This window comes from Aeromonas rivuli, assembly GCF_000820045.1.
Taxonomy (GTDB): domain Bacteria; phylum Pseudomonadota; class Gammaproteobacteria; order Enterobacterales; family Aeromonadaceae; genus Aeromonas; species Aeromonas rivuli.
Map to the genome: position 1 here is coordinate 481,702 of NZ_CDBJ01000027.1, position 25,679 is coordinate 507,380.

At 60.1% G+C, this 25,679-nt stretch carries 17 protein-coding genes; 8 read left to right on the top strand and 9 right to left on the bottom strand.

All coding sequences use genetic code 11. The features are described from left to right. The first annotated feature begins 261 nt into the window (after positions 1 to 261). Together BN1130_RS06480 and BN1130_RS06485 are read left to right on the top strand one after the other, a co-directional pair. Entirely contained in the window at positions 262 to 1,122 is an 861-nt protein-coding gene (locus tag BN1130_RS06480) for a Tim44 domain-containing protein (protein WP_042040944.1), read from the top strand. Between the two features lie 126 nt (positions 1,123 to 1,248). Beyond that, positions 1,249 to 2,832 carry an EAL domain-containing protein gene (locus BN1130_RS06485; protein ID WP_042040945.1) on the top strand — a complete coding sequence of 528 codons (1,584 nt, stop codon included), beginning with the start codon at positions 1,249 to 1,251 and terminating at the stop codon, positions 2,830 to 2,832. A gap of 147 nt (positions 2,833 to 2,979) precedes the next feature. On the opposite strand, the gene BN1130_RS06490 is transcribed toward BN1130_RS06485, so the two are convergent. Next, positions 2,980 to 4,851, bottom strand: a complete 1,872-nt coding sequence (locus BN1130_RS06490; RefSeq protein WP_042041018.1) for a methyl-accepting chemotaxis protein — start codon at positions 4,849 to 4,851, stop codon at positions 2,980 to 2,982. A gap of 261 nt (positions 4,852 to 5,112) precedes the next feature. On the opposite strand from BN1130_RS06490, the gene prfB reads away from it, so the two are divergent. Together prfB and lysS are read left to right on the top strand one after the other, a co-directional pair. Beyond that, a protein-coding gene (gene prfB / locus BN1130_RS06495; protein ID WP_157013917.1) for a peptide chain release factor 2 occupies positions 5,113 to 6,211 on the top strand; the annotation gives its coding sequence in 2 pieces (ribosomal slippage) (positions 5,113 to 5,187 and positions 5,189 to 6,211; 1,098 coding nt in all). Between the two features lie 18 nt (positions 6,212 to 6,229). After that, positions 6,230 to 7,768 carry a lysine--tRNA ligase gene (gene lysS / locus BN1130_RS06500; protein WP_042040946.1) on the top strand — a complete coding sequence of 513 codons (1,539 nt, stop codon included), beginning with the start codon at positions 6,230 to 6,232 and terminating at the stop codon, positions 7,766 to 7,768. A 110-nt stretch (positions 7,769 to 7,878) separates the two neighbouring features. On the opposite strand, the gene BN1130_RS06505 is transcribed toward lysS, so the two are convergent. After that, positions 7,879 to 8,673 carry a PhzF family phenazine biosynthesis protein gene (locus BN1130_RS06505; RefSeq protein WP_042040947.1) on the bottom strand — a complete coding sequence of 265 codons (795 nt, stop codon included), beginning with the start codon at positions 8,671 to 8,673 and terminating at the stop codon, positions 7,879 to 7,881. A gap of 205 nt (positions 8,674 to 8,878) precedes the next feature. Between BN1130_RS06505 and BN1130_RS06510 the strand changes: the two genes are divergently transcribed. Genes BN1130_RS06510 through BN1130_RS06520 form a run of 3 tightly spaced genes read left to right on the top strand, consistent with a single transcriptional unit; the run spans position 8,879 to position 13,209 of the window. Further along, positions 8,879 to 10,666: an assimilatory sulfite reductase (NADPH) flavoprotein subunit gene (locus tag BN1130_RS06510; RefSeq protein WP_042040948.1), complete on the top strand. Its 1,788-nt coding sequence runs from the start codon at positions 8,879 to 8,881 to the stop codon at positions 10,664 to 10,666. Next, positions 10,666 to 12,390 (top strand): assimilatory sulfite reductase (NADPH) hemoprotein subunit, encoded by a 1,725-nt coding sequence (gene cysI, locus BN1130_RS06515; RefSeq protein ID WP_042040949.1) that lies wholly within the window; start codon positions 10,666 to 10,668, stop codon positions 12,388 to 12,390. The genes BN1130_RS06510 and cysI overlap by 1 nt, the downstream gene beginning before the upstream one ends. A 60-nt stretch (positions 12,391 to 12,450) precedes the next feature. Continuing rightward, the gene (locus BN1130_RS06520) at positions 12,451 to 13,209 is read left to right on the top strand and encodes a phosphoadenylyl-sulfate reductase (RefSeq protein ID WP_042040950.1); all 759 of its coding nucleotides are present in this window, start codon (positions 12,451 to 12,453) and stop codon (positions 13,207 to 13,209) included. 57 nt (positions 13,210 to 13,266) lie between these two features. On the opposite strand, the gene BN1130_RS06525 is transcribed toward BN1130_RS06520, so the two are convergent. The 5 genes from BN1130_RS06525 to BN1130_RS06545 form a co-directional block, all read right to left on the bottom strand. Then, on the bottom strand, positions 13,267 to 13,746 hold the full coding sequence (locus BN1130_RS06525; protein ID WP_042040951.1) for a 2TM domain-containing protein: 480 nt from the start codon (positions 13,744 to 13,746) through the stop codon (positions 13,267 to 13,269). 180 nt (positions 13,747 to 13,926) lie between these two features. Beyond that, positions 13,927 to 14,898 carry a glycine betaine/L-proline ABC transporter substrate-binding protein ProX gene (gene proX / locus BN1130_RS06530; RefSeq protein WP_042040952.1) on the bottom strand — a complete coding sequence of 324 codons (972 nt, stop codon included), beginning with the start codon at positions 14,896 to 14,898 and terminating at the stop codon, positions 13,927 to 13,929. Next, positions 14,895 to 16,049 (bottom strand): glycine betaine/L-proline ABC transporter permease ProW, encoded by a 1,155-nt coding sequence (proW, locus tag BN1130_RS06535; protein ID WP_042040953.1) that lies wholly within the window; start codon positions 16,047 to 16,049, stop codon positions 14,895 to 14,897. Before proW ends, proX begins: the two co-directional genes overlap by 4 nt. Then, positions 16,046 to 17,242 (bottom strand): glycine betaine/L-proline ABC transporter ATP-binding protein ProV, encoded by a 1,197-nt coding sequence (gene proV / locus BN1130_RS06540; protein WP_042040954.1) that lies wholly within the window; start codon positions 17,240 to 17,242, stop codon positions 16,046 to 16,048. Before proV ends, proW begins: the two co-directional genes overlap by 4 nt. 639 nt (positions 17,243 to 17,881) lie before the next feature. Beyond that, positions 17,882 to 18,865 (bottom strand): MsnO8 family LLM class oxidoreductase, encoded by a 984-nt coding sequence (locus BN1130_RS06545; protein WP_042040955.1) that lies wholly within the window; start codon positions 18,863 to 18,865, stop codon positions 17,882 to 17,884. 145 nt (positions 18,866 to 19,010) lie between these two features. On the opposite strand from BN1130_RS06545, the gene BN1130_RS06550 reads away from it, so the two are divergent. Then, positions 19,011 to 21,959, top strand: a complete 2,949-nt coding sequence (locus tag BN1130_RS06550) for an HD domain-containing phosphohydrolase (protein WP_084218145.1) — start codon at positions 19,011 to 19,013, stop codon at positions 21,957 to 21,959. A 45-nt stretch (positions 21,960 to 22,004) separates the two neighbouring features. Here the strand turns inward: BN1130_RS06550 and BN1130_RS06555 are convergent, their stop codons facing one another. Both BN1130_RS06555 and BN1130_RS06560 read right to left on the bottom strand, forming a co-directional pair. Beyond that, positions 22,005 to 23,681: an AMP-binding protein gene (locus tag BN1130_RS06555; protein ID WP_042040956.1), complete on the bottom strand. Its 1,677-nt coding sequence runs from the start codon at positions 23,679 to 23,681 to the stop codon at positions 22,005 to 22,007. Between the two features lie 242 nt (positions 23,682 to 23,923). After that, positions 23,924 to 25,294 (bottom strand): YjiH family protein, encoded by a 1,371-nt coding sequence (locus BN1130_RS06560; RefSeq protein WP_042040957.1) that lies wholly within the window; start codon positions 25,292 to 25,294, stop codon positions 23,924 to 23,926. Between the last annotated feature and the right edge of the window lie 385 nt (positions 25,295 to 25,679).

Consider the following 25,679-nt stretch of genomic DNA (forward strand, 5'->3'; position numbering starts at 1 on the left):
ACGAGAATTTTACAAAAGAAAGCCCGCCACCGCGAGCGCTAATCTGGCCACGGGCCGGATAAGCGACCAGGGCCGCCGCGATTTGCCAAGAGATCGCCGTTCGGGCAGGCTGGCACCTTGATAAATTCGTTCATGAATAATTCATGCCGGGGGTGTTACTCCTAGTGACAAGCTGCGACACATAGCGGGACTGGCAGCTTGCCATGCGCCTTGCCACTAACGGGGCATGCCCCATCCATTGCTGAGAGTGAAAGCGTCAAAATGAAAAAAATGCTGACCTTGTTTGCCTTGATCCTGGCCGTTGGCCTGGGGGCACCCATCGCCGAAGCCAAGAAATTTGGCGGCGGTAAATCTTTTGGCAAGAGCTACAAGACGGCGCCGGCCCAGCCTGCCGCCAAGCCCGTTGACAGCAAGAACCCGACAGTGGGCGCCCAAGGGGCTCCCAAGAAGAGCGGCATGATGGGTGGCCTGCTCGGCGGCCTGCTGGCCGGTGGCCTGTTTGCAGCCCTGCTCGGTGGCGGTGCCTTCGAAGGCCTGCAAGGCATGGACATGTTGCTGATAGCGGCTCTGGCCCTCGGCGCCTTCTTCCTGATCCGTGCCCTGCGCCGCAGCAAGGCGGCCCAGATGCCACAGCAGCAGCGAACGGCCTATGCCGGGGCAGGTTATCAGCCCCAGGCACCACAGCAGTTCGAGCAGAGCAGCAGCGCCCCCCAGGCGACCGGCTTTGCCGACAGCGATGTGCCTTTCCGTCTGCCGCCGGGCTTTGACATGAACGGTTTCCTGTCCGGTGCCCGCGATCACTACCGCACCCTGCAAGAGGCCTGGAACCAGAACGATCTGGAGAAGATGCGCGAGTATCTGAGCCCGGAGTTGTTCGAACAGCTCATCACAGAGCGTGCCGAACTGACCGGTGAGCAGCATACCGAAGTGATGTATGTGGATACCCAGCTGGTCCGCGCCGACCACGGCAGCGACTGGGCTCAGGTCAGCGTGCGCTTCAGCGGCCGCTACATGGACCGCCAGGAGCAGGTTGAGGAAGATATCAAAGAGGTGTGGCACCTGGAGCGCAACCTGGCCAAGGCCGGTGCCCCCTGGCATATCACTGGTATCGAACAGCTCTGATTCCTGCTTTGTTTGTTGAAAAAGCGACCTTATGGTCGCTTTTATCATTTGTAGAATGTGAAATGCACTGGTCTATCCCTCTCCCCCTCAGTAAACTCAGCGGCCATTTTCCACCAAGGTCAGGCTATGCCCCTCTCTTTCATGCGCAGCAACAAGCCTCGCCTGCTGAACAGCCTGTTGTCTCTCCTGTTGGTCGCACTCACCGCACTCACCGCGCTTTATTGGCAAACCCGATCCGACCTGCGTCAACAGGCTCACAACGCAGCCCTTGATGCCGTGGAACAGATCGATCAGGTATTGGAAGACAGTAAAGAAATAGCCATGCAGGCCACTCCCCTGGCGGGCAGCGCCTGCACGACGGCCGCGCGAGAACTGCGCATGCTGGCCGCCGCCTCTCCCTATATTCGCGCTATCAGTCTCACTCGCAATGGCCACCTTTATTGCTCTTCTATTTTCGAAGAGATCGATGTGCCTGAACACAGGGACAGCTACATAGGGGGTCAGTTGCGCCTACTCCCCAGCTCGGCCCTGGGCCGCCATTCTCAACTCTTTCTCTATCATCTGGACCTCGGCGGTACGGGTGTCCAGGTCGCTATCGACCCTTATAACCTGTTCCGCAATCTAGACTGGACTCTTACTGGTCCCCAGACCTTGATCAAGGTCGGCGATCGCTGGATTGGCACCCATGGCGTCATACATCTGGAGCCGCCGCCGCCGCTGATGGGGGATAACGTCCAGCTCGACTCCACTCTTTATCCCTATAGCGTGCGCTTTGGTTTCAGCCAGGCGCAGCTCCATCAATATCTGCTCGAACAGCAAAGGCCCGCCCTGCTGCTCTGCCTGGTGCTGGCACTCATGACGGGGCTCAGCGTCTACCGCTGGTGGTGGCACATATCCACCCCGACCCAGGAACTCAGGCGCGCCCTCGGCAACGGGGAGTTCATCCCCTATCTGCAACCCATCATAGATAGCCAGAGCAAGGCCATCCGTGGCTGCGAGGTACTGATGCGCTGGCAGCACAGGCATCAGGGGCTGATCCGCCCGGATCTCTTCATTCCCCTGGCCGAGGAGAGCGGCCTTATCGTCCCCATGACCCGCAGCCTGATGCAGCAGGTGAGCCAGGCACTTGCCCCTAAGGTTCACCTCCTTCCCCCTGACTTTTACTTCGGCTTCAACATCTGCGCCCGCCACTGCCAGGATCTCAGCCTGCTCGATGATTGCAAGGCCTTCCTGGCCGCCTTCGAGCGCCGAGACTTGGTACTGGTACTGGAGTTGACCGAGCGTGAGCTCATCACCCCCACCCTCATCACCGAGCAGCTGTTTGGCGCCCTCCATGAGTTAGGGGTCAAGATAGCGCTGGATGACTTTGGCACAGGCAATTCAAGCCTGAGTTATCTGCAAAAATTCCAGATAGACCTGCTCAAGATCGACAAGAGCTTCGTCGACATGATCGGTACAGACGCGCTCTCTCACCACATACTCGACAACACCATCAATCTGGCGACCCGCCTCGGTCTGGATACGGTTGCCGAAGGGGTCGAGACCCAGGAGCAGGCCGACTTTCTGCGCCAGCGCCAGGTGCACTTCCAGCAGGGGTACCTCTACGCCAAACCCCAGCCCCAGCAGCAGTTCCTGCTGCAGCTGAGCAAGCCGTCTCCATCGGCTGTCGCCCCGGGCGAAACGGAGTTGCTGACCCCCTCCTTCGACTAAGGCCCGGCGCCATCTCATTTCGTGGTGGGGACCCAGCACGGCACCGGCTTGCAGAGCGGCTGACGCCCAGATAAGAAAAGAGCCCGAATGGGCTCTTTTTCATGACACCGGCGGCAGGGGTCAGCTCACTGGGCCAACCCTGCCTCGCTACAGGATAAAGGTCGACACCTGTTTGCTCAGATCCGTGGCCCGACCCTTGAGGCCATGGGCCTGATCCAGGTCGCGCATGGCGGAGGCGGTGATCTCGTCACTCACATCCTTGATGGCCGTGGTGTTCTGGGTGATTTCGCCAGTCACCTGAGTCTGCTCCTCGGCGGCGGTGGCGATCTGGCCCGCCATGTCGGAGATGAGGGAGACCGCCTGGGTGATCTCCTCCAGGGCGGCGGCGGCGGCATCGGCATCCTGCACGCTGTTGTCCGCCAGCCCCTGGCTGGTCTGCATCAGGCTCACCGCACGGGCCGTGGTCTTTTGCAGGGTCTCGATGGTGGACTGGATCTCCTGGGTGGAGTCCTGGGTGCGGCGGGACAACACCCGCACCTCGTCCGCCACCACGGCGAAACCACGACCCTGTTCACCGGCACGGGCCGCTTCGATGGCGGCATTGAGCGCCAGCAGGTTGGTCTGCTCGGCAATGCCCTGGATGGTGGAGAGAATGCCGGAGATGGCCTGAGCATGACGGCTCAGCTCGCCAATCACTTCGGTCGCCTGCCCCACTTCACTGGCCAGGCTGTTGATGGATTGACGGGTCTGGTTCACGAGCTGCTTGCCCTGTTCACTGCTCTGGGCCGACTGCTGGGCCGCAGAGGCGGTGTTCTCGGCGTTGCCGGCGATCTCCATGGTGGCGCTCGCCATCTCGGTGACGGCGGTGGCGACCATGGTCACCTCCTGCTGTTGACGCTGCAGCTCTTCCACCGCGGCCTGGCTGGTCACCAGACTGCGCTCGGCGTCGGCATTCAGCTCATGGGCCAGATTGCGGATATGGCCGATCAGCTGATGCTGGCTGCCGACGAAGCGGTTGAAGCTGTTGGCCAGCTGACCCACCTCATCATTGGCATCTATCTTGATGCGCTGGGTCAGATCGCCATTACCATCGGCGATGCGGGCCAGGGCCTGGGAGACCTTGGCCAGGGGGCCAAGCAGCAGACTGACCAGCCAGGAGATGGCGAGGATGCTGCCCACCAGCACCACCAGCGCCATGGCGAGCTGGGTCATCAGCAAGGAGGAGAGCGGCGCCTCCAGGGTGGCCTTGTCCAGCACCAGCACCAGCTCCCAATCGGTATCGGGCACGTCCACCGCCAGCAGCAACTTGTCGCGCCCCTCGTTATCAAAGTAGGCAGGCACCAGGCTCTGGCTCGACTTGCTCTGATCGATCAGGGCATTGGTCAAGTCGTTGTCGATCTCGGTGGCCGGCTTCATCGCCTTGGCGGCATCCTTGTAGGCGATGACGGTGCCGTCCTTGTGCATCATGATGGCAAAACCGTCTGCCGGCAGGGTCATCTTGGTAACGTCATCGACCAGCGCGGCGATGGAGAGATCGCCGCCTACCACGCCGCCCTGGGCGGGTTGCGCCAGGGTGACCACCAGAATGTTGTAAGCCACGTCCAGATAAGGCTTGGTGACGATGAGGCCGCCCTTGCTCATGGCCTCCTGATACCAGCCACGGGAGCGAGGGTCATAGCCGTCGCGGTTGATGGAGGGATCCGAGTCATTCATCTTGCCATTGCCCTCACCAAAATAGGTGAGCTGGAAACGGCCGGAGACCTGGGCCTGCTGCAGGGCATTGAGGGGCTCGCTGCTTGCCTTGTTGCCCAGTGCCTGGATCACGTCGCGGCGGGCACTCAGCCAGTCGCTGACACTCTGTGCTTGCTGGTTACCCAAGCGCTGCACCTGTTCCTGACTGCCTTGCAGCAACAGGGACTTCTGGCTGGTATAGCTCTGCCAGGAGAGCAGCAGGATCACCAGGGAGAGAGCGATCACCACAGATAACAGTATCTTCTGCTTGAGTGAGAGGTTTTTCATCATGTGTGCTTCTTATGTCAGGAAGAGAGAGTGCCCATTAATGCCGTCGACATCTTTGTCTTGCAGACGTTAATAGCGGCGCGCTGGGGAAAATCTGAACCTTTATCTGCCTGTACCGCTAAAATTTTCACCCCCATGGGCAAAAATGCACCACTAATTGCCCCATCAAGTCCCACGAGGGGCGGGCAACCCTGTTTATTCCTTCCACAATTGGCTAGAATATCCCGTTTTTAAATCACATCGACCCCGAGAGTTTTCACGATGTTTGAAGTCAATCCTGTATTAAACAAGCTTAAGGAGCTGTCTGAGAGGACCGAGCTTCTTAGGGGGTACCTTTGACTATGACGCCAAGAAAGAGCGTCTAGAAGAGGTCAACGCCGAGCTGGAACAGCCCGACGTCTGGAATGAACCCGAGCGCGCACAGGCGCTGGGCAAGGAGCGCGTGTCGCTCGAAAACGTGGTCACTACCATAGACGTCTTGACACAAGGTGCTGAGGACGTCGAGATGCTGGTCAGCCTGGCCGTCGAAGGGGAAGATGAAGAGACCTTCAACGAAGCCGTGGCCGAAGCGGATGTGCTGGAAGCCAAGCTGGTGGATCTCGAGTTCCGCCGCATGTTCTCCGGTCAGCACGACGGCTCCGACTGCTACATCGATATCCAGTCCGGCTCGGGCGGTACCGAGGCCCAGGACTGGGCCAACATGGTGCTGCGCATGTACCTGCGCTGGGGCGACGCCCACGGCTACAAGCCGGAGCTGATCGAGCTCTCTGACGGCGACGTGGCCGGCATCAAGTCCGCCACCGTCAAGTTCACCGGCGAGTACGCCTTCGGCTGGCTGCGCACCGAGACCGGTGTGCACCGTCTGGTCCGTAAATCGCCGTTCGACTCCGGTGGCCGCCGCCACACCTCCTTCTGTTCGGTGTTCGTCTACCCCGAGATCGACGATGACATCGAGATCGACATCAACCCGGCCGATCTGCGCATCGACGTCTACCGTGCCTCGGGCGCCGGTGGTCAGCACGTCAACCGGACCGAGTCTGCGGTGCGGATCACCCACATCCCGACCGGGGTGGTGGTGCAGTGCCAGAACGACCGTTCCCAGCACAAGAACAAAGATCAGTGTATGAAGCAGCTGAAGGCCAAGCTCTACGAGCTGGAAATTCAGAAGCAGAATGCCGAGAAACAAGCCCTGGAAGAGACCAAGTCCGACATCGGCTGGGGCAGCCAGATCCGCTCTTACGTGCTCGATGATGCTCGTATCAAGGATCTGCGCACCGGCGTCGAGACCCGTAACACCCAAGCGGTGCTCGACGGCGACCTGGACAAGTTTATCGAAGCCAGCCTGAAATCAGGTCTGTAACACGCAGCAGGAATCACCATGTCTGAACAAAGCACCACTCCGGCAGTCGAGAACCAGCTCGAACTGAACAACGAGATGACCGAGCGTCGCTCCAAGCTGGCCGCCCTGCGCGCCCAGGGCAACCCCTTCCCCAACGATTTTCGTCGTGACAGCCTCTCCGGTGATCTGCACGCCGAATTCGACGACAAGAGCAGCGATGAGCTGACTGCCCTGGGTAAACGGGTGTCGATCGCCGGTCGTATCATGACCCGCCGCATCATGGGCAAGGCCTCCTTCGCCACCCTGCAAGACATGGCTGGCAAGATCCAGATCTACGTGACCCGTGACGATCTGCCGGAAGGCTTCTACAACGAGCAGTTCAAGAAGTGGGATCTGGGCGACATCGTCGGCGTGGAAGGCACCCTGTTCAAGACCCAGACTGGCGAGTTGTCGGTGCATGTCTCCACCATTCGTCTGCTGACCAAGGCACTGCGTCCGCTGCCAGAGAAGCACAAGGGCCTGACCGATCAGGAGGCGCGCTGCCGCCAGCGTTATCTGGATCTGATCGCCAACGAAGAGTCCCGCAAGACCTTCATGATCCGCACCCAGGTGGTCTCCGGCATCCGCAAGTTCTTCAATGAGAAGCGCTTCATGGAAGTGGAAACCCCCATGATGCAGGTCATCCCCGGTGGTGCCTCCGCGCGTCCCTTCGTCACCCACCACAACGCGCTGGACATCGACATGTACCTGCGTATCGCCCCCGAGCTCTATCTGAAGCGTCTGGTGGTCGGTGGGTTCGAGCGCGTCTACGAGATCAACCGCAACTTCCGTAACGAAGGGATCTCGGTGCGTCACAACCCCGAGTTCACCATGATCGAGTTCTACATGGCCTATGCCGATTACATCGATCTGATGGACCTGACCGAGGAGCTGCTGCGCACCCTGGCCCAGGACATCCTGGGTGACACCCAGATCCGTTACGCCAAAGAGGGTGAAGAGGGCCTGACCATCGATTTCGGTCAGCCGTTCCAGCGCCTCACCATGGTGGACTCCATCCTGAAGTACGCCGAGGGCGTCACCCTGGAAGATCTCGCCACCCTGGAGAGCGCCAAGGCCGTCGCCAAGCGTCTGCACATCGAGCTGATGAAGGGCTGGGAGCTGGGCCACGTGATCACCGCCATCTTCGAAGAGACGGTGGAACACATGCTGCTGCAACCGACCTTCATCACCGAATACCCGGCCGCTGTCTCCCCCCTGGCCCGTCGCAACGACGCCAACCCGGACGTGACCGACCGCTTCGAGTTCTTCATCGGTGGCCGCGAGCTGGCCAACGGCTTCTCCGAGCTCAACGATGCGGAAGATCAGGCCAAGCGTTTCCAGGATCAGGTGAACCAGAAAGAAGCGGGTGACGACGAAGCCATGTTCTACGACGCCGACTTCGTGACCGCGCTGGAACACGGTCTGCCGCCCACCGCCGGTCAGGGCATAGGTATCGACCGCCTGGTGATGCTGTTCACCAACAGCCACACCATCCGCGACGTCATCCTGTTCCCGGCCCTGCGCCCGCAACAGAAGTAAGCACTCTGGCAGGCTTGACCTGCCCCTTGAGCGCAACGAAACGCCCCGCAACTGCGGGGCGTTTTTTATGGGTTGGATCAGCCTATCTCTTGCTCAGCCACTGAGGCTTGTCACACTGGCAGCAACCACTCACCCCGGCTCAGGATCAGCGCCCGCCCCGTCATCTGCACCCTGTCACCTGCCAGCCGCAGTAACAACTCACCACCCCGCCCTGAAGCCTGATAGGCCCTGAGCTCCGTTTTGCCCAGACGCTTGCCCCAGAAGGGCGCCAGGGCGCAGTGGTTGGAGCCGGTGACCGGATCTTCCTCCACCCCGACCCAGGGGGCAAAGTAGCGGGACACGAAATCTATCGCCGGATCCTCCCCGGGGGCGGTGACGATGAGTCCCCGTCCAGGCAGGGCGCGCAGGGCCTGAAAATCGGCTTTGATGGCACGCACCTCGGCCTCACTATCCAACTCCAGTACAAATTTGGCCCCTGCGGCCAGGCAGTGACGAGGGTTGACCCCGAGCGCCTGACCGTAAGCGGCGTCCAGCGTCAGCGGCGCCATCGCGATGGCAGGGAAATCGAGCCGGATCCCCCCCTCCGCCTGCACCGCCGTCAGCAAGCCACTGCGGGTATCGAAGCGCAGTGGCTGGGCAGGGAGAGCCAAACCCAGCGCCCAGATCACATGAGCCGCCGCCAGGGTGCCGTGGCCGCACAAATCCACTTCAAGCTGCGGCGTGAACCAGCGCAGTCGATAGTGATCCCCTGTGATGGCCTCCAGGAAGGCGGTCTCGGAGAGGCAGAACTCGGCGGCCATGCGCTGCATGGTGGCTTCATCGAGTCCCTGACTCAGCACCACCATGGCGGGGTTGCCGGTGAAAGGGGCATGGGCGAAAGCATTGACGTGAAACAGACGGATCATCGGGGCTCCAGGCAGACAGATGGAAGGCACTGACTCTAACAAAGATCGCCCTCCCCCAGACATGCCTTCCTGTGGGCAGGGATCTGCAAGGGAGATTTCACACTTTTTAATGCCTCAATCGAATAAAAAAGACATTTTTATTCTTTGTTGTTATTCATGCCAAGCCTTAATCTGACCAAAATTCAGACCATGGAAGACCTGTGTGATGCAATTGACGGACTCTTTGACCAACATAACTCCCCTCTCCAATGAGCAGCAGCGCCAGCTAACCCAGGCCCTGGGCACGCTCAACAGCCAGCAGCTGACCTGGGTCAGCGGTTATCTCTATGGTCTGGTCCAGGCCGGTGGCGCTGTCAGTGCGGCGCCTGTCCTGCCCGCCAGCGCCGGTGGCAGCCTGACTATCTTGTACGGCTCCCAGACCGGCAATGCCAAAGGAGTGGCCAGTGCCATCGAGAAACAGGCCCAGGCACAGGGATTACCCACCACGCTGATCTCCATGGCCGACTACAAGCCCAAGCAGCTCAAGAAAGAGAGCCACCTGCTGATCGTCGTCAGCACCTATGGCGAGGGCGAGCCGCCCGAGCCCGCGGTCGATCTCCACGAGCAGCTCAAGAAGGGCAAGCTCGGCAAGCTCGATGGCGTCAAGTTTGCCGTACTGGGGCTGGGAGACAGCTCCTATGAGTTCTTCTGCAAGACCGGCCAGGATTTCGATGGCTGGCTGGCTCAGGCCGGGGCTGAACGTATCGCGCCCCTGGCCGGTCTGGATGTGGACTACGAAGCGGGTGCCAAAGCCTGGACAGAACAGGCGCTGGCGGCCGTCGCCGCGACCCTGAATGCGGGGCCGGTCGGCTCGGTGGCCGGTGCCGTCAAGAGCGCGGTCGGTCACAGTCAATATGATAAAGCCAACCCCTTCCCGGCCCGGCTGTCTGTGAATCAGAAGGTCACCGGCCGTGATTCGACCAAGGATATCCGCCACATCGAGATAAGCCTCGAAGAGTCCGGCATCACTTATCAACCCGGTGATGCCCTCGGCGTCTGGTTCGATAACGAGGCCGCGCTGGTGGACGAACTGCTGGCCCTGGCCAGCCTGTCCGGCGAGGAGCCAACCGAGCAGGGCAACCTGCGTGCGGCCCTGACTCGCAACTTCGAGCTGACCCGCTTGCATGGCGGCTTTATCACGGGTCTGGCCGCCATCTCCAACGATGCGGCACTGCACGACATCGCCGGTGACAAGGCTCAGCTCAACGCCCTGGTCGCCAGCGCCCAGGTCGTCGATGTGCTCAAGCGCTTCCCGACGCCCTTGAGCGTGGAACAGCTGGTCGGCCTGCTGCGTCCCCTCACCCCCCGCCTCTACTCCATCGCCTCCGCCATGAGCGAAGTCGAGGAGGAGGTGCACCTCACCGTCGCCGTGGTCCGTTATCCCCAGCAAGATGGCACCCTGCGCAGTGGCGCCGCCTCCTCCTATCTGGCCGATCGGCTGGATGAGGATGCCGAGGTGCGGGTTTTCGTGGAGCACAACGACAACTTCCGCCTGCCAGCCAACCCCGCCACCCCCGTCATCATGGTGGGCCCGGGCACCGGCATAGCGCCGTTCCGCGCCTTCTTGCAAGAGCGTGATGCCATCGGAGCCTCGGGTAAAAACTGGCTCTTCTTCGGCAACCCCCACTTCACCCAGGATTTCCTCTATCAGCTGGAGTGGCAGCGTTATGTGAAGAGCGGCCTGCTGTCGAACATCTCCCTGGCTTTCAGCCGGGATCAGGCCAGCAAGATTTATGTGCAAGACAGATTGCGTGAACAGGGTGCAGAGTTGTTCTCCTGGCTTGAGGCGGGTGCCCACTTCTATGTGTGTGGCGACGCCAACCACATGGCCAAGGATGTGCAGGAAGCCCTGCTGGATGTGATTGCCCAACATGGCCACAAGAGCCGTGAAGAAGCAGAAGAGTATTTGAGCGAATTGCGTCGTGCCAAACGTTACCAAAGGGATGTCTACTGATGAGCAAGCAAACAATCTCAACACAAGAAGCGGGGCCGGTTGCAGGGCCGCTGTCCGACAACGAGCGGCTCAAGCGCGAGAGCAACTTCCTGCGCGGCACCATAGAGCAGGATTTGCAGGATCCCCTGACCGGCGGCTTCAACGGCGACAACTTCCAGCTGATCCGCTTCCATGGCATGTACCAGCAAGATGACCGCGACATTCGTCCGGAACGCACCGCCCAGAAGCTTGAGCCCCTGCACAACGTCATGCTGCGCGCCCGTCTGCCCGGTGGCATCATCACCCCGGCCCAGTGGCAGGTGATCGACAAGTTCGCCGAAGATCACAGCCTGTATGGCAGCATTCGCCTCACCACCCGTCAGACCTTCCAGTTCCACGGGGTGCTCAAGCGCGACATCAAGCTGATGCACCAGACCCTCAACAGCACCGGCATCGACTCCATCGCCACCGCCGGGGATGTGAACCGCAACGTGCTCTGCACCAGCAACCCGGTCGAATCCGAGCTGCACCAGGAGGCCTACGAGTGGGCCAAGCAGATCTCCGAACACCTGCTGCCCAAGACCCGCGCCTATGTGGAGATCTGGCTCGATGGCGAGAAGCTCGGCGACGATGAGGAACCCATCCTCGGCTCCAACTATCTGCCGCGCAAGTTCAAGACCACAGTGGTGATCCCGCCCCACAACGACATCGATGTGCATGCCAACGATCTCAACTTCGTGGCCATTGCCGAAGGCGGCAAGCTGGTGGGCTTCAACGTGCTGGTCGGTGGCGGACTGGCCATGACCCACGGCGACACCAGCACCTATCCACGCAAGGCGAGCGACTTCGGCTTTATCCCGCTCTCCCACGTGCTGGAGGTGGCGGCCGCCGTGGTCAGCACCCAGCGCGACTGGGGCAACAGAGTCAACCGCAAGAACGCCAAGACCAAATACACCCTCGAACGAGTGGGCGTGGCGGCGTTCAAGGCCGAGGTGGAGAGCCGCGCCGGCATCACCTTCGCCGACAGTCGCCCCTATGAGTTCACCAGCCGTGGGGATCGCTTCGGTTGGGTTGAGGGCATAGACGGCAAGCACCACCTGACCCTCTTTATCGAGAATGGCCGCCTGCTGGACTTCCCAGGCAAGCCGCTCAAGACCGGGATGCTGGAGATTTCCCGCGTGCATCAGGGGGATTTCCGCCTGACCGCCAACCAGAACCTGATCATCGCCGGGGTGCCCGCCAGCGAGAAGTCACGGATCGAAGCCCTGGCTCGCCAATACGGCCTGCTGGACGATGGGGTGAGCGAGCAGCGCAAGCAGTCCATGGCCTGTGTGGCCCTGCCCACCTGCCCGCTGGCGATGGCGGAAGCCGAACGCATGCTGCCCGCCTTCGTCACCGACATCGAAGCCTTGCTCGGCAAGCACGGCCTGGCCGATGACGCCATCATCTTCCGGGTCACCGGCTGCCCGAATGGTTGCGGGCGCGCCATGCTGGCGGAGGTGGGACTGGTGGGCAAGGCCCCCGGTCGCTACAACCTCTACCTGGGCGGCAATCTGGAAGGGACCCGGATCCCGCGCATGTATCAGGAGAACATCACTGAGCCGCAGATCCTGGCCGAACTGGATGCCCTGATCGGCCGCTGGGCCAAGGAGCGCAACCCGGGGGAATGCTTCGGTGACTTCGTGATCCGCGCCGCCATCGTCGCCCCCGTGGTCAACTCGGCCGTGGACTTCTACGCAGCCTGATCCCAAGGGCGCCCCGCATTGCCGCGACGCCCGCTTTTCTTCACAGAGCGAGACACTGAGATGACACTGGATCTGACCCTATTGCTCAACCTCTCCAAAGAGGAGCAGGTCGCCGCCCTGGCCCCCCACAACCGTGAGCTGGAGGCCATGAGCGCCCCCGAGCGGGTGCGCTGGGCCCTGGCCAATCTGCCAGGACAGCACATCCTCTCTTCCAGCTTCGGCATTCAGGCCGCATTGATGCTGCACCTGGTGAGTCGCGAGCAAGGTGACGTGCCCGTGGTGCTGACCGATACCGGCTACCTCTTCCCCGAGACGTACCGCTTCATCGACGAACTGAGCGAGCGGCTCAAGCTCAATCTCAAGATCTACCGCTCCGAGCTGTCCCCTGCCTGGCAGGAGGCCCGTTTCGGCCTGCTGTGGGAGCAGGGAGTGGAGGGGATCACCCGCTACAACCAGCTCAACAAGGTCGAGCCCATGGACAGGGCGCTGCGGGATCTCGGCGCGCAAACCTGGTTCTCCGGTCTGCGCCGGGAGCAGTCAGGCAGCCGTGGCAACTTGCCAGTGCTGGCCATCCAGCGCGGCCGTTTCAAGTTCCTGCCGGTGATCGATTGGAGCAACAAGGACGTCTTCTATTACTTCAAGGAGTTCGACCTGCCCTACCACCCCCTGTGGGAGCAGGGCTATCTCTCGGTGGGCGACGTTCACACCACCGCCAAGTGGGAGCCGGGCATGAGCGAGGAGCAGACCCGCTTCTTCGGCCTCAAGCGAGAGTGCGGCCTGCATGAAGAGAGCGGCGAGAACGACGGCTCCGGGATCTAAGCGCCTGTTTACCCCATGAAAAAGGCCCGGATCATGCCGGGCCTCTTCATATTCGGCTCATAACTTGCGGCCGAGTCGCTTCTCTATCTGGCGCCGCTCCCAGTCGGGGCCGAGCCACTTGGGCAGCTTGAACAGATTGAAGGCGTGAGCCGTCAGACCTATACCCCAGCCCAGCATGGGCCACCAGGCCCAGATATGCCCCGGGCTGGTCACCAGATTGATGACCCACAGCAGGCTGATCACCAGCCCATAGCTGATGAGGTGGCCGTAGAATCCCTTGAGATCCTCGACAAACTTCATCGCCTCGCGCTCTTCCAGCGACACCCCGGATCCCGTCTCCATGCTTGTTTCCCTCATCTCGCTCTCCTGCAGTTGACTGATATCGAGTTCGAAGACGGCGGCCAGGGCCTTGAGGGATTCGAGGCCGGGGGCCTGCCCCCGCTCTATCCGTTGCACTGTGCGGACACTCAGCCCCGACATGGTAGCCAATTGATCCTGTGACCAGCCGCGCTGCAATCTCAACTTCCTGACAATCATCGATGAACTCCTTGTGGTATTGACGAGAGCAAGCGTACCCGGCCTGGCAGTAATCCTTGACGACAGCGACCCGACATCTGCGCGACAGCCTTTTTAGATCAACATCTTATAGAATAAGTTGCACAAATAAAAACGCCCGGCTCAAGAGCCGGGCGTGATCAGATGACAGACTGCTGACACCTATTTGGCGGCGCGAGCCTCCGTCAGCCACTGCTTGACCAGGCTATCATGCCCCTTGATCCAGGCATCGGCGTGCCGCTCTATGTCGGCGGGCTTGTTCTGACCCTGCTTCATCAGGCTATTCTGGACGTTGATGTCGTTGATGGGCAACTTCATCTCGTCAAACAGTTTGGCCGCCGACGGATTGGCCTCGGCGAAGACGCGGTTGGCCACTATGTGCATGGTGTTCATCTCGAAACCATAGTTCTTGCCATTGGCCAGCTTGGTGTCGCCATCGCGGCCATCCGGCAGCGCGGTGAAGGGCACTTCCAGCCAGACCACATCCTTGCCCGGGATCAGATCGCCACTGACCCAGTATGGGGTCCAGGTGTAATAAAACACCGGCTTGCGTTCCTTGTAGCGGGTAATGGTGTCGGCAATGATGGCCGCATAGTTACCCTGCTGGTGAGTCACCGTCTTGTCCAGGCCAAACACCTTGAGTTGATGATTGATCACCCCCTCACAGCCCCAACCCGGATTGCAACCGGCCAAGTCGGCCTTGCCATCGCCGTCACTGTCAAACAGGGCCGCCAGCTTGGGATCCTTCAGTTGCGCGATATTGGTGATGCCGTACTTGTCGGCTGTCAGCTTGTCGATGAGGTAGCCCTGAGCCGCCCCCGTCACATAGGTGCCTTCACGATAGAACTTGGTGTCACCGCCCGCTTTTTCGTATTTGTCCTTGTGCAGCGGATCCCAGTTGAACGCGAGGAAGGTCGCATCGCCGCTGGCGACCGAGGCATAGCCCACGTTGTAATCCGCCTCTTTGGCGGGTTTGACGTCATAGCCAAGCTCGCCGAGCAGCTTGCTCACCAGCAGGGTCTGAAATGCCTCCTCCGGTACGCTGCTCTGAATGGGTTGCACCGGGACGCTGGCCATGGCGGTGGTGCTCAGTAACAGGCTTGCCAGGGTCAATCCCTTGGTGATGGCTCTCATAGTATTTCTCCTTTGGTGTGATTCTGATGATGGCGGCCGAACGGGGCGAGCAGCAGGCCGATGGGGCCTCGCTGATACCAGCGACCGGTACGCTCGGCGCTGGATTGGCCCATGGCCTGGGTGAGACGGTCGAGCACTATGGCCAGCAGCACTATGCCGAGCCCGCCGACCGAGGCCATGCCCATGTCGAGACGGCCTATGCCGCGCAGGACCATCTGGCCCAGCCCGCCCACCGCAATCATGGAGGCGATCACCACCATGGAGAGGGAGAGCATCAGCGACTGGTTGACCCCGGCCATGATGGTCGGCATGGCCAGCGGAAGTTGTACCTTGAACAGCAGTTGCCGTGGGCTGGCACCAAATGAGTGACCCGCCTCGATGAGATCCGCCGGTACCTGGCGAATGCCGAGTATGGTCAGCCGGATCATGGGTGGCAGGGCGAAAATGATGGTCACCACCACCCCTGGCACGTTGCCTATGCCAAACAGCATGACGATGGGGATCAGGTAGACGAAGGCTGGCGTGGTCTGCATGGCATCAAGCAGGGGCCGGGTCCAGGCGGTGGCCCGCTCGCTACGGGCCAGCAAGATGCCGGCAGGCAGACCAATCAACATGCAAAACAGCAGGGAGGTCATCACCAGGGCCAGGGTGACCATGGCATCGGACCAGGCCCCGATGAGGCCAATCCCGATGAGAGAACCCAGGGTGCCAAGTGCCATGCGCCCACTGACCAGCTGCCAGGCGATCAGGGTCAAGAGGCCCACCATCAGGGCGGAAGGCACGCTCTGCAGCGCCTGGGTCAAGGCGTTGAGGGTCACCTCGACCGGTGCACGAATCACCTGGAACAGGGGTCTGAAGTGGGTCACCAGGACACCGATCCCCTCTTCAACCCAGATATCGAGGGGCAACCAGGCCTGCTGGAAAGGATCCAGCAGATCCAGCGCCGGTTTTTCATCGGCCACGGCTATCTGGTTCTGCCAATCGTTGCTGGCGACCGCGGTCTGGGTAGTGCTGCCCCAGGGATCCGCCTCGGCTTGCGTCGTCGGGGTTTCGGCCCAGGGATCCGGAGCGGCGCCAGGGGCTTCATCGGCCCAGGCTGGGTGTGCGGCCAGCAACAGGGTCGCCAGGCAGAGGGATAACAGATGCTTCATGCCGGGGTACTCCTGTCCAGGGTATTGAGCAGATTGGCCTTGGAGATAAGCCCCAGGTAAGTACCATCCTCTTCGATCACCGGCACCTGACAGGGTGCGGCTGCCACCTGACTGATCAGCTCATGCAAGGGGGTATCCGCCAGCAAGGGGCTCACCTCCTCGAGCAGGGCCTGATCCAGGCTGCCCTTGCTCGCCACGGCACAGGCCAGGGAATCGAGAGAGACGACACCGACGAAGTGTCGGCTGCGATCGATCACATAACCAAACTCCCGCTCCTGCTCCTTGAGCTGACGCAGGGCGTTGGCCGGGCCATCCGTGATGTGTTTCTTGATGAGCGGGGTCTGTTTGCGGCTGGCGATGTCACGGGCGCTGAACACATTGGCGAGATCCACGCCGCGAAAGAAGGCACGCACATAATCGTTGGCTGGCTGACTCAGGATCTCATCCGGGGTGCCGACCTGGATCACCTGGCCATCCTGCATGATGGCGATGCGATCGCCGATGCGCATCGCCTCGTCCAGATCGTGGGAGATGAAGACGATGGTGCGCTGGTGATTGGCTTGCAGCTTGAGCAACTCGTCCTGCATCTCGGTGCGAATGAGGGGGTCTAGCGCAGAAAACGCCTCATCCATCAACAGGATATCGGGGTCATTGGCCAGGGCGCGGGCCAGGCCGACCCGCTGCTTCATGCCACCGGACAGAGCGTCAGGATAGGCGTCCGCCCACTTGTCCAAACCTACCTGAGCCAGCGCCTGACGGGCACTGCGATGACGATCGTCCTGGGATACCCCAGCCAGCTCCAGACCAAAAGCGGCGTTGTCCAATACCGTCAGGTGCGGCATCAAGGCGAAGGATTGGAACACCATGCTGATCTTCTTTCGGCGCACCTGACGCAACGCCTCATCCGAGATGACGGCGATGTCTTCACCATCGATCAACACCTGTCCTCGGGTCGGCTCTATCAGCCGGTTGAGCAGGCGTACCAGGGTGGATTTGCCAGATCCCGACAACCCCATCACCACGAAGATCTCTCCTTCATGGATCTGCAGATTCACATCATGCACACCGAGGGTCTGCCCAGTCTTTTGCAAGATACCGGCACGATCATCACCCTCTTCCAATAACTTGAACGCCTTGTCAGGTTGCTCTCCAAAGATTTTATACAGGGTCTTTACTTCCAGTTTGACTGTCATGTTGCCCTTTCTAATTGATTAAAACGCCATCGCCATGGCATGGCCATGGTGAAATTCACTTTATACACTAAACAATTTTTGAGTGAATTTAAAGGCTAAATAACATCCACCAGCCCACAATAAATAACTAAACCACTGATCTTAAACCATAAAACACGATAATAACAATTTCTATTATCAGGTTGAGGCACCAAGCCAGAATATTTTGACCATGTAATTATTTAATGTTCTAAACTAAATTTAATGCTTGAGCCTCAGAGCATCAAACTCCTGGAACAGATGCCTCTTTTCCACCACTGCAACAGGAGGGCCTGATCAGCCGACACCGAAGCAGGCAGAGCCAGCAATGGGCAGAAAAAAGCAGGAGGAAATAGGGATTAAAATCAGGATAAATTGATAAAAATCGGCAAAGTTGCCGCTAAATTCCATAAACGTCGAACATATGAATGGTTGCCGAAACCAATGAGATGACGTGCAGTGGATGGCAAGAATGAGACCGAAGATCAGAACGTCAGAAGGCCAGAAGGTCAGAAGGTCAGAAGGTCAGAAGGTCAGAAGGTCAGAAGGGGATAAAAAGGGTGGGGAGGTCTGTCAATCGCGAGTGAAAACCCGGTGTCTGTACACCGGGTTTGCGGGCCATCAGAGCGAGCGCATTACCTCGGCACCCAGGGCGAAGGAGTGCAAGCGGGCCTGATGATCGAAGATGGGGCCATTGAACATGAGTTCATCGGCCTGAGTTTCGGCCAGCAATGCCTGAATGCCATGGCGGATGGCCGCTTTATCACCCACCAGGGAGCGAGACAGCGTCTTCTCCATGGCCACCAGCTCATGGGGTGCCCAACCTGTCAGCTCCTCGACCGGCGCCGGCAATTCCCCGGCATCTCCCCGATAGAGCCGTAAAAACTGCTGCTGTACTGTGCTCAGCAGAAAGCGGGCCTCGGCCGTGCTCTCGGCGGCAATCAGATTGACGCAGACCACGGCATACGGCTCGGGCCAACGCACCGAGGGGCGGTACTGACTGCGATAGATCTCCAGCGCTTGCGACAACAGCGCCGGGGCAAAATGGGAAGCAAAGCCGAACGGCAACCCCATGGTCGCCGCCAACTGGGCGCTGTAAAGGCTGGATCCGAGCAGCCAGACTGGCAGCTTGAGTCCCAGCCCCGGCACGGCGCGTACCGGGCCAGGCTCATCACCGAAATAGGCCATCAACTCTGCCACATCGGCAGGGAAATCATCCACCTCACCGATCCGCTGACGGCGCAGGGCCTGCATGGTGCGCTGATCCGAACCTGGTGCCCGGCCAAGACCCAGATCGATCCTGCCCGGATAGAGGGATTCCAGGGTGCCAAACTGCTCGGCGATCACCAGAGGAGAGTGATTGGACAACATGATGCCACCGGCGCCCAGACGCAGGGTATGGGTACCCGCAGCCAGATGACCAATCAACACCGAGGTGGCCGCACTGGCGATCCCCGGCATGTTGTGATGTTCGGCCAGCCAATAGCGGTGATAACCCCAGGCCTCGGCCTGCTGGGCCAACTCAAGGGAGCGACGGAAAGAATCGGCGGGGCGGGAACCGACGGGGACAGGCACCAGATCCAGTACCGAATAGGGAACACCCATGACTCACTCCTGTGGATGAGAAAACCCCCACTCTATCACTAGCTCTGAATGAGACACAATCATCCATCACTGGCGATCTCGATGCCATGAGCCACACTCATTGCTGGCCAACCATGGATGAGTGGCCATCACAAGGATCTGGACCATGAGGCAATCCGGCTCACAACGCCGCCCTTTCTATGTGCACATAGCCACTCTGTTTATCGGCCTGTTCTGTCTGTTCGGTGCCCTCTTGATACTGCAGCAATTCGCACAGCATCGTGCTCAGGGCATGGCACACGAATATCAGAATTTTCAGCAATATAGGGAGCGGCTGGCCCTCGCATTGCAGCTCAACGAACGTCCCGCCCGAACCAGTCTCAAGCTACTCAGGGCCGGTTCACTGATGCAGGCAGACGATCTGGAGGCGCGACTGACATTTTTGCCCCAGCTCATCGAAGTACTGGCCAGCAACCACGGTTATGGCGCCATCTATGTCGGCTATGACAACGGTGACTTCTTTCTGGTGCGAACCCTGACCGAGCGAGTCAAGGTGCAGCTGGGTTCACTGCCAGAAGGCAGCAACATTCTGGTGCAGAGCCTCGCCAGAGGCCAAGGCGACTACCTCTACTATGATGCCCGCCAGCAGTTGATTGCCCGCCAGCCCATCCCCGACTACCAGTTCGATCCCCGCGCCAGGCTCTGGTATCAGCAGGCGCTTCACCACAATGGCATCACCAGCACAGCCCCCTATCTCTTTTTCACCACCAAGGAGCCAGGCATCACACTGGCGATGGCCAGCCAGGATCGCAAAGCGGTGATCGGCATCGATGCCAGTGTCGAGCGCATCTCGGCACTCATCGGCAAGATGCAGCAGGAGGGAACCCAACTGGTACTGTTCGATCGTCATGCCACCCTGCTGGCCACGGATCCGGCCCAACTACCCGGCTACGACAGACTGCGAGTTCTCCCCAAGATCTCGACCCTGAGCGATCCCGTCTTTACCCTGTTGCAGCGCCGGCTGAGCGCCGAACCCGAACTGCTCAAGGGGCGCCACGCCCTGACCCTCGACGATCCAGAACGGGGGGAGTGGCAGGTCAACCTCTCTCCAGTCGGGGAGGGATCGTCCTACTACCTCGGGCTGCTCATCAGTAGCGAACGCCTGTTTGCGGATGCCAAGCGTCAGGCCTTGCACAATCTCGGCAATGCCCTGCTGGCCTTGTTGCTCATGCTGCCTATCATCTGGTTTGCGGCCAGACGCACGGCCACCCCCCTGCTAGCCCTGACCCGAGAGGCCGAACGTATTCAGCATTTCGACTTTAGCGAAGGTGAACATACCCACTCCTCCATTCAGGAGATAGAGGATCTCTCCCGCACCATGTCAGGCATGCGCCTGACCCTGGGCAACTTCATGAACATGGGCAGAGCCCTTGGCGCCGAGCACGACATGGATGCACTGTTCAAATTGGTGCTCAGTGAGACCATATCCGCAGCGGGGGCGATCGGGGGAGCCCTCTATCTGGTCGAGTCCGGGCAGTTGCGGCCCGTCAGGGCCTTCTGGCAGGGTCAACTTCTGCAGCGGTTCGATGGTGATCCCCTGCTGCGCCCCGTCTTGCGGGGCGAGCGGGTGAGTCTGGCCCTGGAGAGCGGGATATGGCATCGCCATCTGAGTGGCTGGGGGGATTATCCGGGCCCAGGACAGCTGGTAGCCGAACCCTTGCTCAGTCACAACCAGGAAGTGACCGGGTGTCTGCAGATCTTGTTACCCCCCTGCTCCCCTGATGAACTGGCGGCTCGCATCAGTCTGATCGAGGCACTGGCCGGCACCTCGGCCTCGGCCATCGAAAATCAGCGCCTGCTCGCGGAGCAAAAGCAGTTATTGGAGTCCTTCATCGAGCTCATCGCCGGCGCCATCGATGCCAAGAGCCCTTACACGGGCGGTCACTGCCAGCGCGTCCCCGAGCTGACCCGGCTGCTGGCCGAAGCCGCGAGCGCAGAGCGCCATGGCCCCTTTGCCGATTTCCGTCCCAATGCCCAGGAGTGGGAAGCCATCCACATCGCCAGCTGGCTGCACGACTGTGGCAAGGTGACCACCCCCGAGTTCGTGGTCGACAAGGCAACCAAGCTGGAAACCCTCTACGACCGCATCCACGAGATCCGCACCCGCTTCGAGGTGCTCAAGCGCGATGCCCACATCGCAGCCCTGAGTGAACAGCTGTCAGAGCAGCAGTGCAGCCTCGCCCGCACGGCCGTGGCCCCGGCCTGGGCCGAGCTCGATGCCGAGTTTGCCTTCGTGGCCGAGTGCAATCAGGGCGGTGAGTGGATGGCACCCGAGCGGCTCGAGCAGTTGCAACGGATTGCCAGTCGCAGCTGGCTACGCACTCTGGATGACCGGCTTGGCATAGGCGTCGAGGAGTTCAAACGCCATGGCAGGGCCCCACTCCCCCTGCCCTGCCGCGAATCCTTGCTGGCTGACAAGCCCGAGCACAGGATCCCCCGCCCCGACCACGATAGACTGGAGACTGACAATCCCTGGGGCTTCACGGTGAAGGTGCCCGAGTGCCTCTATGATCGCGGTGAGCTCCACAATCTCGGCATTCGACGGGGCACCCTGAGCGAGGAGGAGCGCTACAAGATAAATGAACACATCATCCAGACCATCAGGATGCTGGAGCGGTTGCCCTTCCCCCGCCACCTGAAACAGGTGCCAGAGATAGCGGGCGGCCATCACGAAAAGATCGATGGCAGCGGTTATCCGAGGGGGCTAAACCGGGCGCAGATGAGCATACCGGCCCGCATCATGGCCATCGCCGACATCTTCGAGGCGCTGACCGCGAGCGATCGTCCCTACAAGTCAGGCAAGAGTCTCAGCCAGTCCCTCGCCATCATGAGCCAAATGGCCAATGAGGGTCACATTGACCCGGATCTCTTCTCCCTCTTTCTGCGCAGCCGTATCTGGCAACAATATGGTCAGCGCTTCCTGGACGAGGCGCAATGCGATCAGGTCAATCTGGCTGCCTTCTCCAATCCGGGGCCGAGTGAGCCTGCCTCGCTCCTCAGGTCCCGGGATCTCAAGCCTTCCCGGCAGACCAGCAAGCGCCCTCCCCCTGGCTGACACAACAGGTCGCCGGGCTATCCGCCCTGGGACGGCCCCCCGTGACTAGTGAGGGGCAAGTTCGGCACTCATCAACTCCTTCATGCGAAACTTCTGCAGTTTGCCGGTGACCGTCATGGGATACTCATCCACGAAACGGATATAGCGTGGCACCTTGAAGTAGGCGATGCGGGCCGACAGGAAGTGTTTAATCTCCTCTTCATCGGCATCACAGCCGGGCCTGAGCTTGATCCAGGCACAGACCTCCTCGCCATAGCGATCGCTGTCGATGCCAAACACGGCGGCATCCTGTACCGCAGGATGATCGTAGAGCCGCTCCTCCACTTCCCGGGGATAGATGTTCTCGCCACCCCGGATGATCAGCTCCTTGCTGCGCCCCACGATCTGCACATAGCCTTCGCTATCCATGACCCCTATGTCGCCGGAGTGCAACCAGCCCTCGCCATCTATCGTGGCGGCCGTCTTGGCCGGATCCTGCCAATAACCGCTCATGACGTTGTAGCCACGGCAGCAGATCTCCCCCTTCTCCCCTATGGGCACCGTCTCACCGCTGGGGTCGACCAACTTTATCTCGGTATGGCCGATAGCCCGTCCGACCGTGGTGACTCGCTTGTCGAGGGGGCAATCCACCGCCGTCATGTGATTGATGGGGCTGCACTCTGTCTGACCATAGGCGATGGTCACCTCGGTCATGTGCATCAGGGTCTGTACCCGCAACATCAATGGCTCCGGGCAGATGGCCCCGGCCATGATGCCGGTACGCAGGGAGCCGAGATCGAACTCGGCGAAGTTCGCAAGCTCCAGCTCGGCGATGAACATGGTTGGCACCCCATGCAAGGCGGTACAACGCTCCTCACTGACCATCTGCAAGGTGATGGCGGCGTCGAACGCCTCACTGGGGAAGAGGGCGCAGGCCCCCACACTCAGACAGACCAGGTTGCCGAGCACCATGCCGAAGCAGTGATAGAGGGGCACAGGGATGCAGAGCCTGTCGTGCTCGGTCAGTCCCATGCCGGCGGCAACCAGCAGACCATTGTTGAGTATGTTGTTGTGGCTCAGGGTCGCGCCTTTCGGGCTGCCCGTGGTGCCCGAGGTGAACTGGATATTGATGGGATCCGAGGCCTTGAGCCCGGCTGACACCCTTTGCAGGGCGCAAGCATCCTGTTCATCGCCCAGGGTGAGCAGGGCGTCGAAGTTGAGCATGCCCGGGCTCTTATCCTCCCCCAGGCGCACCACCCAGGCCAGACTCGGCAAGGCGGCCGCCTTGAGAGATCCGGGCGCTGAACTGTCCAATTCAGGGGCCAGCTCGGCCAGGATGGCAAGATAGTCGCTGCCCTTGAATCGGCTGGCGCAGATCAATGCCTTGCAGCCCACATTGTTGATGGCAAAGGCCAGCTCCTCGCGGCGATAGGCCGGATTGATACAGACCATGATGGCGCCGATGCGCGCGGTAGCAAACTGCACCAGGCACCACTCGATGTTATTGGGAGACCAGATACCGACCCTGTCACCGGGCTGTATGCCGATGGCCAGCAACCCCTTGGCCAGGCGATCTATCTGCTGCGCGTATTCACGCCAGTTCCAGCGGATCTGTTGATGGCGCACCACCACGGCGGGCCGGTCCGGGAAGCGTTCGACTATCCCTAGCAGGTAGTCACCTATGGTCTGATCAAGCAGGGGGGCATCGGTCGGGCCGACGCGATAGCTGAGCGGTGCGGGCATGAGGGCTCCTTGCCATAAGGGGAACGACTGGCCTACGGCTCGGCTGGCAACATCGCGATGACGAATGTTACGTTAATGTAAGATTATGAAATTACAAAGCCCACTTTGGTCGAACAGCAGCCTGAGCGGCCGCTGCGATTGCAAAAGGCCAGTTCGATCACAGATCGGCAGAAAATATATATAAAAAACGGACAGCCAAGGGACTGTCCGTTTTTTTAGCAGTTTTTTACCAACACGCTGGTTCAGAACAACAGATGAGCCATGGCGGCAATGACCGGCAGGGTCACCAGGGTACGCAGCAGGAAGACCACAAACAGCTCCCACAGCTTGACCGGGATCTTGCTGCCAAGCAGCAGAGCACCCACTTCCGACATATAGATAAGCTGAGTCACCGACATGGCGGCGATGACGAAGCGGGTCATCTCGCTCTCTATGCTGGACGCCAGGATCGCCGGGATGAACATGTCCGCGAAACCGACCACTATGGTCTTGGAAGCGGCTTCGGCCTCCGGCAGTTGCAACAGCTCAAGCAGCGGTATGAAGGGGGCCCCCAGCCAATTAAACACGGGCGTATGCTCGGCCAGCAGCAGGGCACAGGTGCCGATCGCCATCACCACCGGCAGCACGCCAAACACCATGTCCAGGGCGTTCTTCACCCCCTCACGCGCCACGGCACCAAGGTCAGTCACGCTATCGGCTTTCTTGAGGGCACGCTCGAAGCCATAGCTCACCAGACTGTGGTCGTGGGGCACGGCCTCCTGCTTGCGGCACAGCGGAGTGCCATCGGCATAGACGTCCTTCTTCCAGGAGAGCGGCGGCAGACGCGGCACTATGATGGCAGCCACCACACCCGCCAGACAGACGGTCAGATAGAAGGGCACGAACATATGCTCGAGCCTGACTTGCGAGATGACCACCAGGCAGAAGGTAATGGAAACGGCCGAGAAGGTGGTGCCGATGACGGCGGCTTCTCGCTGGGTGTAGAACTTGCCTTCATACTGCTTGCTGGTCAGCAGGATGCCCACGCTGCCATCGCCGAGCCAGGAAGCGAAGCAGTCGACTGCGGAGCGCCCCGGCAGACGGAATACCGGACGCATGATGCGGGTCATCAGGGTGCCGACAAATTCCAGCAGACCAAAATCCAGCAGCAGCGGCAGCAGCAGGCCGGCGAAGATAAACACCGAGAACAGCACGGGCAACAGGTCATGCAGCACCAGACCACCGGTCGCATCGGAACGCAGTGCCTCTGGGCCCACTCCGAAGAAGGTCAGCAACGCGAAGAGGCCGCCCAGTACTCGCACCATGGCCCAGAAAGGGGACACGTTAAACAGGGCATTGAGAAAGGGGCGACGTACCAGGATCGCAGGCTTGAACAGCCAGGCAACCAGGGTCAATAGCATGGTCGTGGTGATCAAGGCGCACACCACGGCCACCAGGGAGTCGGCGAACACCGCTTGTACCGTCTTGGCCAGCACAGCCACGGGTATGGTGATATTGCCGTCATAGAGCACAGGTGTCATGAACAGCAGGATCCCGATAAGTGACGGGATCAAGAACATCAGCAAGTTACGGCGCGTATTTACCGCAGGGGCTTCGAGGGTCTTTTCCAACATGAGATTACAGCCTTAATGTTACTTTTCCTTAGCCAGGTCGCCTGCATACTCATGCCCCGCCCAGCAAAACGGGCGAAAGAATACTCCAAAAAAATGCACAAACAAGCTTTTAATGCATAATTTTAAGCATAAGTATTTTTCAGACGAAGCTTCCATAAGAACATCCCCAAACAGATATGCATATCAATTCATGACACGGTGTTAGCATATTGTTTCAAGCAGGTTACGTTCAGGTGCGCAGTATAACCAGCTGACGATGACAGGCAAGAACAGGCATCACAAATACATCTACTGGTACGCTTCGGATCCATGAAAACCACAGTAGCGCCCATAAAAAAACCGGAGTCCGTTGCCGGACTCCGGTATTCATCTCAACCATCTGAAG